We start from the raw sequence: 13,685 nt of genomic DNA on the forward strand, positions 1-13,685 counted from the left end.
CTACAATTAGGTATTGGAAAGAATCTCAATACCGATATATAGGTATATAGCATAAACCATAACAAAGCTATATCTCAAAAAAAATCGCAACTAAATAATTGCGATTTTTTTTCTTATATCTAAAACATTCCCCCTGGTCCACCAGATCTTCGACCTCCTCCACCAGGGCCTCTGCCTCTAAATCTTTCACCTCCTCCTTCATCGAAATCAGATTGCTTAGCACCTCCTTTGAAGGATTGGAAACGAATCGTCAGTCCGACCATAAAATAACTACTTATCGTATTGTAAGTACTATATGATATTCTCTCTGCATTGGAGCTACGAGATATATTACTCCTTTGCTGTAATATATCATATATTTTAAAATTAAGAGTAGCAGGCAGAGTAGTTACATTTTCTTTCGACTTTATTTTGATATTGAATTCCTTGGCCAAAGAAGCGTTCCACACCCAAGAATTCTCTTTATATCCTCCCTCATAGCCTGAGTTTGATGAATAGTTCACATCCGACTCCAACACAAAGCGAAGAGGCAAGAACCACTGAAGGTCTGCGCCTCCTCCATAATTGTATATCTCTTGATTCTTAATATTATTATTTTGAGCTGACAATGCAGAATTTCTTGTATTCTCGTAGGTAAAGTTAGTTCCAATATTGAATGTGAAAGCGTCTTCAATACCCCACATCTTATTTATCAGAAATTTATCGGTATTGAACTTCAGCCTCAATCCCTCACCAATGCTATAGGTATTTGCTGTATTCTTGGTTGGATCACCTCCATTTTGAGCGGTAATAAAAGTGTTATCTCTATTGTAATTTCCTGATGTACGGGCATTGATCGAAAAACTCTTATTTCTGAGGGGTGTATTATACATCATCATTAACCTACCTGTCATATTCCCATCAATATTTTCATAGGTAGTTATTCGCTTATTACCTTCAAAAGAACTAATGCTAGTTATATCATTTGTTGCATAAGTGAAATTTGCAAATCCCATAATAGAGGAAGCTTTCTCTGCTGTATATTTCTGATAACGGATATTTAATCGGTGTTGAAAACCGGGCTCCAAATTAGGATTACCGACAACCTCGTTATTTCCTTCATTACTGAAAGAACCATCAAATAACTGATCAGTAGTCGGCTGGATAGTTTCCCCATTATATCTCAACCTTAAATTATGACGCTTATCCCAAAGGTAATTAAACTCTAATCTAGGTGCGAAATTCAAAAAATTGCGAGCTGCATAACGATTTTGTTCCTCATTTGGCTTTTCCACTGAGGTTTGAGAACGGGAAGGCTCTAAGCCGACACCAATAGTATAGTTATATTTCTGTCTACGACTCTGGAAACTCAAAGATACATTCTGATTTAAAAAGTCGTTTTTAGTTGTCCTTGTATAATTTTCGGATAAAGTCTGATTTTTAGAAGCATCAATGTCATACGTTTTTTTATCCGTTTCCGAATGTGTATTCTTTATATTGTAAGCCAATTCTAAAAAGTTACCAGTTCCTACTGGTTCCAAATAAGAGACACGAGCCCGCCAATTGTTATTATCATTTTTTTGATTATAAACTTGGTTTAGTAATTCCGACAAACCCGAATTATAATAATCTGTAGCAGTATAGGTAGAACCATCTGTAGAACCATCTGTAATACCTCCCGATAATTCCAAGGTAACAGAACGGCCTTTTTCACTAAGCTTCCTATTAATTAACAAATTTCCATTCAAGTTAAGAGAGTGTCCATTCGAGGCCGACTCACTTTCAGCCGAAAAATCTTCTTGAGAATCGGACTGATTTACTCGATCGGTCTCTTTAAGCGAAAATTTCGAACTTTTAGAATAGGACACATTTGGTCGGAAGATAATACTCGTTTTCTCATTAGGATTCCACTCAAACTTAAATCTTCCACTCAGATTTTTATTATTATTATTCTGAGTTGATGTTTCTTCTTCGCCTATACCTTTACTGGTATATTCCGTAGATGTTGTTGACTCTACATTATTATCAGTACCTCTATACTGAATATCTCCATCATATTTAAACTTCTTGGATGGCTCCATTGCTATATTCACACCACCCATAGTTGTTTCGGTCAGCCCTCTATCGCCGCCCCATCGGCGACCACCGCCCATGCCGGAGTTTACATTGTTCGTATTATTAAAATTACCTAAAGCAGATAGTCTGTTATCATTCTTTGCTATGTTTACAAAACCGTTAGACTCATATCTATCTTTATTTCCATATCCACCCGAAAGATTTGCCATAACACCTTCTTTCATTCCGGGTTTCACAATAAGGTTTATCACCGTTTGTTCTTCTCCATCGTCAAAGCCTGTTAGCAATGCCATATCAGACTTCTGATCCAAAACCTGTAGTTTTTCTATCATTCTGGCAGGAAGATTTTCTGAAGCCGTTTTAGGATCGGTACTAAAGAAATCCTTACCATCGACAAGTATTTTCGATATATCTTTTCCGTTTACTGTAATCTTACCATCGGCATCAATCTCTGCTCCAGGAATTTTCTTAATCAAGTCGCCTAAAACTGCACTTTCCTGCACTTTATATGAATCGGCATTATACTCTACAGTATCCCCTTTTACAATAATTTCAGGAGCTTTAGCCTCCACGATAGCTTCTTTTAGAAGAATACCGTCTTCTTTCAGAAAAACATCTCCCACCGAAGTCTTCTGGCTTGTATTTACTTTATAGTACTGTTCCAAATATCCTATAAAAGATATATGCGTTATATACTGCCCTGATTTTACAGCCACACTAAATCGCCCTTTTTCATTTGTTACCCCTCCGGCAACATAACTACTGTCTTTTACATTCAATACCCTAACACTAGCCATCTCTATGGCTTCTTTTGTTCCTTCATCAAATATTGTCCCTGTAATATTTACGGTTTGGGAAAAAATACCTAAAGAAGAAAAGATACAAAAAAACAAAATGAGGGGAATACTCTTTTTCATTATCTCCTTTTATATGAACTACATCATTTAAACTGTTAAATGAGACTATCAAAGACCAAAAAGGTTTAATGAATATTTCATATTTTTTTATTTATTATTGGATAGAAAAGAAGAAAGTAACAAATCATACCTTCACGAAAAAAGCATTATCTTTGCTTGTTATATGAGTAACAGAAAATATTTAGTACAATTGTATTTAACTATAACTTAATCATAGCTGTTACATAAAAGACAATAGTAAAATAGGTCAATGACCTTAATTTGATTTTCAAAAAAAATCTGCACATAATCCTTATGGCAAAGAAACCTGTTCAAAAAAAGAAAAAACAAGATAGTAAAATAGATTCATTCTTCGAATTTGTAAAAAAAGAGAGAACTCGATTCCTTTTAGGAGTATGCCTTGCTTTTATAGGTGCATATATACTGTTGGGTGAAATCTCATTTTTTGCAACGGGAGCGGCTGACCAAAGTAAAGTTGTGAACAGGTCTTTTTTCGATCTCATTTCACATAAACAGGTCATAAGCAACTGGACAGGCGTTGCAGGAGCATTTCTAGCCGAGAAGTTTATCAATCAATGGTTTGGCATCTTCTCTCTACTCATCCCTGTATATTTTATACTCATGGGATTGAAACTGATGAGAGTAGTCAATATTTCTGCTATCCGCACATTCCTCCTATTGGCTTTTGCCATGATATGGGGATCTATAACAAGTGCGTTTCTTTTGTCACGTATTTTCCCCGACAGTCACATTATATGGGGCGGGGCACACGGACATTATATAGAACAAACGCTAGAGGCAGCATTGGGGATTCCTGGCGTACTGATGGTTATTGTATTACTCCTTATTATATTTCTTGTTATCACAAAAAAAGCTTCAATGGAGTTTTTCAGAGGACTATTCAAGAATCCTTTAAAAAGTAACTCTCCCGAGGATATAGATCCCGAATTGGATAATCTATATGAAGAAGAGGAGGAAGAAGAGCCTGTGAAAGAGAAAAAGAATTGGCTATCCTTATTCAAAAGGAAGAAAAAAGAAGAAAATGGAAATGACAATTACGAAGAAGAAGTTATTCCTGTCGAAACCTCTCGGAACAAAGTTCCCGACACAACCCTCATAGTCGATCAGGATTTTGAAATCGTTATTCCTCAAGATGAAGAATTCGTAGAGCCGACTAATACAGAAAAAAAATCTGAACTTGTACAAAAGGATACCACAGAAAATATCGACGATATTCTTCCCGAAGAAGGAATGGAAGAGATGGAAGATTATGATCCGACAAAAGACCTTTCAAACTTTCATTTTCCATCATCAGATCTGTTGAAAGTATATGACAGTACTGGGAAAGGAGTAGATATGGAAGAGCAAAATGCCAATAAGAGTAAAATTATTACAACATTACAGAATTATGGTATCGAAATCACTTCCATAAAGGCAACTGTAGGGCCTACAATCACCCTATACGAGATAGTACCCAAAGCAGGAGTGCGTATTTCTAAAATAAGGAATCTGGAAGATGACATCGCTCTAAGCCTTTCGGCTCTAGGTATTCGTATCATTGCACCTATGCCGGGAAAAGGTACAATCGGGATAGAGGTTCCGAACAAAGATCCACAGATAGTTTCCATGCAGTCGGTAATTGCTTCCCGCAAATTTCAGGAGAGTAACTATGACCTCCCTGTCGCACTAGGCAAGACAATTACAAATGAAATTTTCATGTTTGACCTTTGCAAGATGCCACACCTTCTCGTTGCAGGAGCAACAGGGCAAGGAAAGTCTGTAGGACTCAATGCCATAATTACTTCTCTGCTCTACAAGAAGCATCCGGCAGAAATGAAGATGATTCTCGTAGACCCGAAGATGGTAGAATTCAATATCTATTCAAGAATAGAAAAGCACTATCTGGCAAAGCTACCGGATGCCGAAAAAGCAATCATCACAGATGTGAGTAAAGTAACTCAAACGCTCAACTCTCTGACCAAAGAAATGGACGACCGTTACGAACTGCTAATGAATGCAGGTGTGCGTAACATCAAAGAATATAACGAGAAGTTCCGTAAACGCCGGCTAAATCCATTGAAAGGACACCGTTTTCTACCTTATCTGGTAATCATCATAGACGAGTTTGGCGATCTGATAATGACTGCCGGAAAAGAAATAGAAATGCCGATAGCACGTATAGCTCAGAAAGCGCGAGCTGTGGGTATGCACATGGTTATTGCAACACAGCGTCCGACCACGAATATAATAACAGGTACTATCAAAGCGAACTTTCCTGCACGTATGGCTTTCAGGGTGACATCACAGATAGACTCACGCACTATTCTCGACATGTCGGGAGCTAATCAGCTTATAGGACGAGGAGATATGCTATTTTCGCAAGGAAGCGACCTAGTACGTATTCAGTGTGCATTTGTGGACACACCTGAGGTGGAAGGTATTGCCCAGTATATTGGTAACCAGCAGGGATATACCAGTGCTTTCGAACTACCTGAATATGTTGGCGAAGCTGGAGAAGAAAGGATAGGTAATATAGACCTCAACGATCGCGACCCTCTGTTTGACGAAGCTGCAAGGCTTATAGTAGTGCATCAACAAGGATCCACTTCCCTTATTCAGCGTAAATTCTCAATCGGGTACAATCGTGCAGGCAGACTGATGGATCAGCTCGAAGCAGCAGGCATTGTAGGTCCTGTGCAAGGAAGCAAACCCCGTGATGTCCTTATTGCTGACGAATATAGTCTTGAGCAAAAATTAAACTCGTTTATGTAAGGATGAACAAACTCTCATCTTTAAACCTTTATTATATGCAATAGTCAAAGGAAGATAAGTAAATCAATATAACATATGAAGATAAAATTATTAGCCACAGCCATTTTCACTGTATTTTCGCTATCAGTCTCAGCTCAGAATGCGCGGGCTATACTCGACAAAGCATCCGAGACATATAACAATGCCGGAGGTGTAACCGCAACATTTACCCTCGATTCGAAAGATACGAAAGCAAAATCAACATATAGTTATGATGGTAAAGCATACATGAAAGGGAATAAGTTCAAAATAGAAATACCTGATGCCATCACATGGTTTGATGGAACTACTCAATGGGTATATATAAAAGATACTGAGGAAGTAAATGTTAGTACCCCTACAGGAGAAGAACTTCAGGCAATAAGCCCGTCTGTACTCTTCAATATCTATAAAAAAGGATTCAATCTTAATTATAAAGGAGAAAAACGTATATCAGGAAAACTGTTACAAGAAATAGACCTTATCCCTCAAAAGAAAGGATCAGAGTTTACCAAGATTACAGTTTTAGTAAACAAAGCCAGTAGCACCTTTTGGAGAATAACACTGACAGACAAGGTAGGTATTGAGAATATATTGACCATAAAGAACTATCAAACAGGAACCTCCATACAGGATTCAATATTTCAGTTCAATGCAAAAGACTATCCAAGAGTCGAAATTATAGACCTTCGCTAAAATAGATATTGTTTATTGCTTAATAAAAAATAAGAACCGGATAAATTTGGGCAAAATCAATACATTCTATACCTTTATATAAAATATAAACAAAACATATAATTGTAATAATATGAACGAAAAAGTACGTTGTCTTATCATTGGATCAGGTCCTGCGGGATATACAGCCGCTATTTATGCCTCAAGAGCAAACCTTTCACCTGTGTTGTATGAAGGAATACAACCCGGAGGACAGTTGACGACTACCACCGAAGTAGAAAACTTCCCAGGCTATCCAGAAGGAATCACAGGGCCCGAACTTATGGAAGATCTGAAAAAACAAGCATCACGCTTTGGAGCCGATATCCGCTTTGGTATTGCTACAAGTGTTGACTTCAACTCTTATCCTCGTAAAGTAACTATAGATGGAGAAAAGATAATAGAAGCAAATAGCGTAATTATAGCAACCGGAGCCAGCGCCAAGTATCTTGGTTTAGCTGACGAAACCAAATATGCCGGTATGGGAGTTTCTGCCTGTGCTACCTGCGATGGATTTTTCTACCGCAAAAAGACTGTAGCTGTAGTAGGAGGCGGAGATACTGCCTGTGAAGAGGCTATTTATCTGGCAGGATTGGCAGAGAAAGTATATCTGATTGTTCGCAAGCCATTCCTTCGTGCATCAAAAGTTATGCAAGACAGAGCCATACAGAACCCGAAAATAGAAATTCTATTCGAATGTAATGCAGTAGGACTATTTGGAGATAACGGAGTGGAAGGTGCTCATATAGTGAAACATCAGGGAGAAGCCAATGAAGAAAAGTTCGATATTAAAATAGATGGATTCTTCCTTGCTATAGGGCACAAACCAAACACAGACATATTTAAAGGGCAAATCAATTTGGATTCTGTAGGTTACATTATCACAGAAGCCGGAACACCAAGAACATGTGTAGAAGGTGTGTTTGCCGCAGGAGATGTAGCAGACCCTCATTACCGACAAGCTATAACAGCAGCAGGAACAGGATGTCAGGCTGCTATAGAAGCAGAAAGATACCTAAGCGAAAAAGGCTGGTAGTTGCTCTTCTACTCAAAATATTATTAAAAGCCTATAGATGCACTTTCTATAGGCTTTTTTATTATTTTTAGACGTTGAATTAATTAAACCTGCACATGAACTGGAAGAACTATTTCTATTTCCAAAAAGGTGATAAAACCGCCATTATATTACTGCTCATACTTATAAGTATAAGCGGCGTTTTCTATTTGGTGACACGGCCTCAAAAACAAACAGACACAGATGAAAAAGGCCAAGAACAAACACTCTTATTTGAAAAATTCCAGAAAGGATTAAAAGAGACCAAGCATACCGAATATATAGATAACAACACACACAATAACCCTTATAAGTACACCCCACGCCTACAAAAGCTAAAACAAGGAGAAACAATCGAATTAAACAGTGCAGACACTACAACATTGAAGACCATCCCCGGCATAGGTAGCGGATTCGCCAACAGGATTGTAAAATACAGAAACTCTCTGGGAGGATTCTGCTATATAGACCAGCTAAAAGAAGTATGGGGAATGGACGATTTTCTCTTCAACGATATTGTACCGTACATAAAAATAGAGGTCAAAGTGTCGAGAATAAAGGTCAATTCTACTGACTTTCGAGAACTCAACAAACACCCCTATATAAGCTACAAACAGGCACAGGCAATAATAGATATAAGAAAAAGAAAAGGAAGTATAGAATCTATCAAACGTTTAACCTTACTGGATGAGTTTCCAGAAAAGGATATACTACGCCTGACTCCTTACTTAGAGTTCGATTAAATATAATAATCGGCCATATCTACTAATCCCGCGCGCATAGCATACTTTGTAGCCTCATGTATGTTATTCACTTCCAGCTTTCTGAATATATTCTTTCGGTGAGTGATTATCGTGTGAAAGCTTATATTACGATGAGCAGCTATTTCTTTTGTCGTGTGCCCCAATGCAATCTCCTTCAATATTTCTTTCTCTGTAGCCGTAAGAATATGATCCAGTGTGTCTGATGCCGGCTTCTGAGTCTGGAGTAATTGATTTGTCACTCGCGCACAGATAAACCGATCTTCCTTAAGAAGATGTAACAATCCCAAATTAATCTCATCCAGATCACATGATTTTAATACAACACTAAACGCTTCGCTACTAAAGACCAGCCGTCGAAGAAATTCATTTGTTAATTCTTCCGAAAAGAGTAACCAACGTGTATCAGGGAAACGATATCCTACATTCAGAAGCTCATCCACACTGGCAAAATCAGAAAGAGTATAATCCAAAATAATAGCTACCTGAGAGTTTACAACCAGCCTTTTTATCAATTCGGCTTTTGTTTCCACGTGTTGTACAGAAGCAGTTCTTCTGGTCTCAGCCAAAAGAGCTTCTATCCCTATTCGTGTAATATCCTGCCTATCTATAATAACAACATCTTTCATCCTGCCATTGTATATTTTATAAACAAAGAAAAGAAATTATTCCTGATCAAAAAACTTAGAGAAAAACTGTAATTGATAATCTACTGCGTTATTCCAATATTCGTGCGTATGCTTACCCGGACGTATAATATAGTCATGGGGAATATTCCTATACAGCATTTCTTTATGTAGCTCTTCATTTACCTGATAAAAAAAGTCGTCTCTTCCACAGTCTATGATAATAGAAAGACTATTAGGCTCTATTTTATCCAATTGATTTATGACAGTATAACTATCCCAGATTGCAGTATTAGTTTTGTATGTTCCAAGCCTCTTTTTCATATCCCAATTGTTAGGAAAAGGACGTATATCCACACCTCCGCTCATAGAGCCGCATGCACCAAATACATCGGGATGATTTATTCCCAACCATAGGCCACCATGCCCGCCCATACTAAATCCTGTGACAGCACGACCTTTGGAAGAAGATATTGTTTTATAATTAGCATCAATATAGTTTACCAGTTCAGAACTTACATATGTCTCAAACTGCATTTTAGGATCGATCGGACTATCCCAATACCAACTGTTCTGACCATCGGGACATACAACAATCATCTGCCACTTTGATGCCTCCTGAGGTAGAGATTTCTTTGTTCTTCTTACCCAAGTATCATATGATCCACCATAACCATGAAGAAGGTATACTACGGGATATGTACGAGACGCTGATTTATCATAACCTTGGGGTAGAACAACTACATTTTTGATATTACGTCCCATTTTCTGACTAAACACCTCTATTGTATCCACTATCTGCGCCGAGATAGTACAGCATAGAAATACTACAAACAAAAATAACAGACCAATTCTTTTCATTTCACATTCTAATTTTAACTAAAACCTGACAAAGTTGTACACTTTTCACCTCGTTTTCTTATCCCTTGTTTATTCTGTATTACCAAAACAATATACTCCTAAGTATAGATAAACAGACTGGTAACTGATAAGGTCAGCTACTAACCGATTTTGTTCCAAACGATTTCTTTACCCAGCGGGGTACAATCAAAGCCCCTACAAACAAATAATTATAATAGGTCAATAAACGCCATAGTAATACAATCAGAGGAACAACCCCTGCCAATGGAATAAACTCACTGAGGTATTGCTTGAATATAAACTCACTAAATCCGCTTCCTCCAGGTGTAGGGCTCACCACCATTACTACCCACATCACAAACTGACGGGCAAAAATCAACAGATTATCATGCACTTCGAAGAAAGCCATAAAAATAGCATTCACAACCAAATAACGAGAGCACCACGACAATATAGTCGCTATTATCAAAGGATACCAATACGAAAGACCTTTTCCTCTGATTTCTCTCGAACTAACAATAATATCATCACCTGCTTTTGCCGCTCCCTTGTGCCAGCGGCGAAGCAATGGCAAACGGAAAATCTTTATTATCAGCCAGCGTATAGCCTGAGGCCTGAAAAAAAGACCTATGATAAGAAGTGTACATATCAACATCTTTATAATATACGCTGCAATAAATAGCACCAACACGCCCGACCCCAAAGCTGTATGATCAGCGAAAAGAGTATGAAATGGGAGAAACAGCAGCAAGATAGGAAAGGTTATTATAAAAAACATCTCGTCGAGCAATAATGTAACAAACACCATTGCCGTACTTCGCCCCACAGGAATATTCTCTTTGGCCAAAAAGAGAACAGCCATACTCGAACCTCCCACGACAGAAGGTGTGATAGCTGTACCAAACTCGGCCAATAGAGTAACCTTAATACACTGCATCCACGAAAGCTGCTTTTCTGTGAGATAGCGATAACGGATCGTAAAGCCAATATCTCGCCCTAACATGAAAGCAAAAGCAACAAGAATCCAGAATATAGTATTACCCGTTATATTTATTTGATTCAGATCGTCAATATTGAATTCTCGGCTAAACATATAAGCAACTACCCCCAATCCTATAAAGGTTGGTAGCAATACTTTCCAAATACTAAACCCTGACGCCGTTTTTTCCATCTTACATTTGACAATTGTACAAAAATAAGAAACTTTCTCCTTTCTTTTTGTACATTTACAGTAAAGATATAATATGAAAATATTTACCTTTAACAATAAACACTAATTATAACTGACTTTACATTATGATAGATGGATTGGGGACAAGCGAAATTGTTATTTTCGGCATCATAGGAATCATTGTTTTAGTAATTCCAATTATATTTGTTATCGGAATTATAGTATGGTTCATTAAGCGCAACAAGAAAAAGTAAATCTCTGTAAAAGAGTGGTAAAAAACGTTCTTCACATAATAAAAAAATACAGTAACAGTCTTTTTGAGAAATATAAAAAGAGCAAACTAAAATACCGGATAGGAATACCAATCTGTCTGATATTACTTATTTGGTATATCCTATGCCTGCCCTCTCCTCTTTTTCATGTACCATACAGTACCGTAGTGTCCGACAGATATAATAACCTCTTAGGCGCACGTATTGCCGACGACCAGCAATGGCGCTTTCCTACCTCCGACTCCATACCCGAAAAATATAAAATATGCCTGATAGAATTTGAAGACAGGCACTTCTTCAAGCATTGGGGCATTAATCCTCTGGCTATAGGCAGAGCCATTAAACAGAATATAAGCAGTGGACACATCGTAAGTGGCGCAAGCACCATAACTATGCAGACAATACGCCTGTCGCGAAAAGAAAGCCGCACATTTGGCGAAAAACTGATAGAAACTATACTTGCTACCCGCCTAGAGTTTTCGTATTCTAAAGACGACATATTGAATCTGTACGCATCGCACGCCCCTATGGGGGGTAACGTAGTGGGTATAGAAGCTGCATCGTGGAGATATTTTGCCCATCAGGCAGCAACCCTGTCATGGGCCGAAGCAGCAACTCTAGCCGTGTTGCCCAATTCTCCCTCACTGATGCATTTCAACAAGAACAGGGACAAATTACTGAACAAAAGGAATAAACTTCTGGAGCAATTATACAACCGCAATATTATAGATAAAGTAGATTACGAACTTGCTGTATCAGAGCCCCTACCCTTTCAGCCACAAGCACTGCCGCAAATAGCACCACACTTGGTAACAAAGCTCTATCAGGAACAAGGAGGCAAGCACATCGTGTCTACAATAGATAAGCACCAGCAAGAGCGTACCGAGTCTATCCTTAGTCGCTGGAATGCTGAATTTGCGCAAAACGGAATAAATAATATAGCTGCAATAATATTCGATGTACAGAAAAATGAAGTCATAGCCTACTGTGGCAATGTAGACTTCGAAAAAGATATCTCAGCCAATCAGGTAGATATAATACAGGCGTCAAGAAGTACAGGCAGCATCTTGAAACCGTTTCTTTACTGCGCTATGTTGCAGGAAGGACTGTTGCTACCCGACGAGTTATTGCCCGATGTACCCATCAACATGAACGGCTTTGCTCCTAAGAACTTCAGTCTGCAATATGATGGGGCTGTACATGCATCCGAAGCATTGGCTCGCTCGCTGAATGTTCCTTTCGTAGTCTCTTTACGTAAATATAATGTCCCTAAATTCTACAATATATTGAAAAGAGCAGGAATGACTACTCTGAACCGTTCTGCCGACAATTACGGACTTTCCCTAATTTTAGGAGGAGCAGAAGGCAAGCTTTGGGACATAACATACATGTATCTGCAAATGGCTCAGCAGCTAAATATATTTAACGAAGAAGGACGATACTATGATATGAAATCTCCGGCATACATACTACAAGAAAACAATAATGAACTGGGAGATCGCAATCGTAATCCACTCTTTTCGGCAGGAGCTATATGGCAAACATTCGAAGCCCTTACCAATGTAAACCGTCCCGAAGAAATAGACTGGAAATCCATTCCATCTATACAAAAAATAGCATGGAAAACCGGAACCAGTTTTGGGTTTCGCGATGGATGGGCAGTCGGAGTAAACCCCAAATATGTAGTAGGAGTGTGGGTTGGCAATTCCGATGGAGAAGGACGCCCCGGACTTACGGGAGCCCGAACCGCAGGAATGGTAATGTTCGACATATTCAATTCACTCCCTCAGAGCCGTTGGTTTACAAGACCCGATCAGGACTTGGTGCAAGTAGAAGTATGCCACGAAAGTGGATGTCTGAAAAGCATGAATTGCCCGGAAGCAGAAATAGATACTGTATGGGTATCTAAAAAAGGTCGGGATGGTGCTGTATGTACATATCACAAGCTTGTACATCTCTCGGAAGACAGAAAATTTCAAGTATATAATGATTGCGCAGGTAGCAGAGGGATCATCCATATCTCATGGTTTGTACTACCTCCTACATGGGAATGGTATTATAAACAACAGCATTCAAATTATGAGCCTCTCCCGCCTTATTCCCCCGAATGTAAAGACGACTCCGATATTAAGTTAATGGAATTTATATACCCTTTCCCTAATGCTATAATAAGTTTACCTAAACAGCTGGATGGTTCTCCCGGAAAATTGATCTTTGAATTAGCACATAGATCTCCTCAAAACAAAGTATTTTGGCACTTAGATGGTCAGTATATCGGAGAAACTGAATATTTCCATAAAAAGGAGTATTCTCCGGCTAAAGGTACCCATATTTTGACCGTTGTTGATGAAACAGGATTAAGCAGCACAATAAAATTTAATATAAAATAGTATTTTTCAAAAGCTCATAAAAAGCTCATAAAAAGCAACATACACAAATAAATAGAAAATAAATAAAAATATAT

General features: G+C 38.3%; 9 protein-coding genes. 5 read left to right on the top strand and 4 right to left on the bottom strand.

Annotated features, from left to right (window positions below):
* Positions 1–119: 119 nt before the first annotated feature.
* Positions 120–2,972, bottom strand: a complete 2,853-nt coding sequence (locus BGC7_RS12680) for an outer membrane beta-barrel protein (protein ID WP_050701972.1) — start codon at positions 2,970–2,972, stop codon at positions 120–122.
* A 294-nt stretch (positions 2,973–3,266) separates the two neighbouring features.
* On the opposite strand from BGC7_RS12680, the gene BGC7_RS12685 reads away from it, so the two are divergent.
* The 4 genes from BGC7_RS12685 to BGC7_RS12700 all read left to right on the top strand — a co-directional run bounded on the left by BGC7_RS12685 (position 3,267) and on the right by BGC7_RS12700 (position 8,273).
* On the top strand, positions 3,267–5,744 hold the full coding sequence (locus tag BGC7_RS12685; RefSeq protein WP_050701973.1) for an FtsK/SpoIIIE family DNA translocase: 2,478 nt from the start codon (positions 3,267–3,269) through the stop codon (positions 5,742–5,744).
* Positions 5,745–5,819: 75 nt separating this feature from the next.
* Positions 5,820–6,458 (top strand): outer membrane lipoprotein periplasmic chaperone LolA1, encoded by a 639-nt coding sequence (locus BGC7_RS12690; RefSeq protein ID WP_050701974.1) that lies wholly within the window; start codon positions 5,820–5,822, stop codon positions 6,456–6,458.
* A gap of 112 nt (positions 6,459–6,570) precedes the next feature.
* Positions 6,571–7,512, top strand: a complete 942-nt coding sequence (trxB, locus tag BGC7_RS12695; RefSeq protein WP_050701975.1) for a thioredoxin-disulfide reductase — start codon at positions 6,571–6,573, stop codon at positions 7,510–7,512.
* A 95-nt stretch (positions 7,513–7,607) separates the two neighbouring features.
* A complete protein-coding gene (locus BGC7_RS12700; RefSeq protein WP_050701976.1) occupies positions 7,608–8,273 on the top strand; it encodes a helix-hairpin-helix domain-containing protein in 666 nt (221 codons plus the stop codon).
* Here BGC7_RS12700 and BGC7_RS12705 read toward each other — a convergent pair.
* The 3 genes from BGC7_RS12705 to BGC7_RS12715 all read right to left on the bottom strand — a co-directional run bounded on the left by BGC7_RS12705 (position 8,270) and on the right by BGC7_RS12715 (position 10,949).
* On the bottom strand, positions 8,270–8,920 hold the full coding sequence (locus BGC7_RS12705; RefSeq protein WP_050701977.1) for a response regulator transcription factor: 651 nt from the start codon (positions 8,918–8,920) through the stop codon (positions 8,270–8,272). The two genes, BGC7_RS12700 and BGC7_RS12705, sit on opposite strands and share 4 nt — an antisense overlap.
* A 36-nt stretch (positions 8,921–8,956) precedes the next feature.
* Positions 8,957–9,778, bottom strand: coding sequence for an alpha/beta hydrolase (locus BGC7_RS12710; protein WP_050701978.1), 822 nt, complete (start codon positions 9,776–9,778; stop codon positions 8,957–8,959).
* 133 nt (positions 9,779–9,911) lie between these two features.
* Positions 9,912–10,949, bottom strand: coding sequence for a lysylphosphatidylglycerol synthase transmembrane domain-containing protein (locus BGC7_RS12715; RefSeq protein ID WP_050701979.1), 1,038 nt, complete (start codon positions 10,947–10,949; stop codon positions 9,912–9,914).
* A 268-nt stretch (positions 10,950–11,217) separates the two neighbouring features.
* Here BGC7_RS12715 and pbpC point away from each other — a divergent pair, with 268 nt between their 5' ends.
* On the top strand, positions 11,218–13,611 hold the full coding sequence (pbpC, locus tag BGC7_RS12720) for a penicillin-binding protein 1C (RefSeq protein WP_050701980.1): 2,394 nt from the start codon (positions 11,218–11,220) through the stop codon (positions 13,609–13,611).
* Positions 13,612–13,685: the final 74 nt, after the last annotated feature.

It is taken from the genome of Dysgonomonas sp. BGC7 (assembly GCF_001261735.1).
Classification (GTDB): Bacteria; Bacteroidota; Bacteroidia; order Bacteroidales; family Dysgonomonadaceae; genus Dysgonomonas.

Coding starts and splice junctions, on each gene's coding strand:
- BGC7_RS12680 (WP_050701972.1), bottom strand. CDS start 2,972: ATGAAAAAGAGTATTCCCCTCATTTTGTTTTTTTGTATCTTTTCTTCT.
- BGC7_RS12685 (WP_050701973.1), top strand. CDS start 3,267: ATGGCAAAGAAACCTGTTCAAAAAAAGAAAAAACAAGATAGTAAAATA.
- BGC7_RS12690 (WP_050701974.1), top strand. CDS start 5,820: ATGAAGATAAAATTATTAGCCACAGCCATTTTCACTGTATTTTCGCTA.
- trxB (WP_050701975.1), top strand. CDS start 6,571: ATGAACGAAAAAGTACGTTGTCTTATCATTGGATCAGGTCCTGCGGGA.
- BGC7_RS12700 (WP_050701976.1), top strand. CDS start 7,608: ATGAACTGGAAGAACTATTTCTATTTCCAAAAAGGTGATAAAACCGCC.
- BGC7_RS12705 (WP_050701977.1), bottom strand. CDS start 8,920: ATGAAAGATGTTGTTATTATAGATAGGCAGGATATTACACGAATAGGG.
- BGC7_RS12710 (WP_050701978.1), bottom strand. CDS start 9,778: ATGAAAAGAATTGGTCTGTTATTTTTGTTTGTAGTATTTCTATGCTGT.
- BGC7_RS12715 (WP_050701979.1), bottom strand. CDS start 10,949: ATGGAAAAAACGGCGTCAGGGTTTAGTATTTGGAAAGTATTGCTACCA.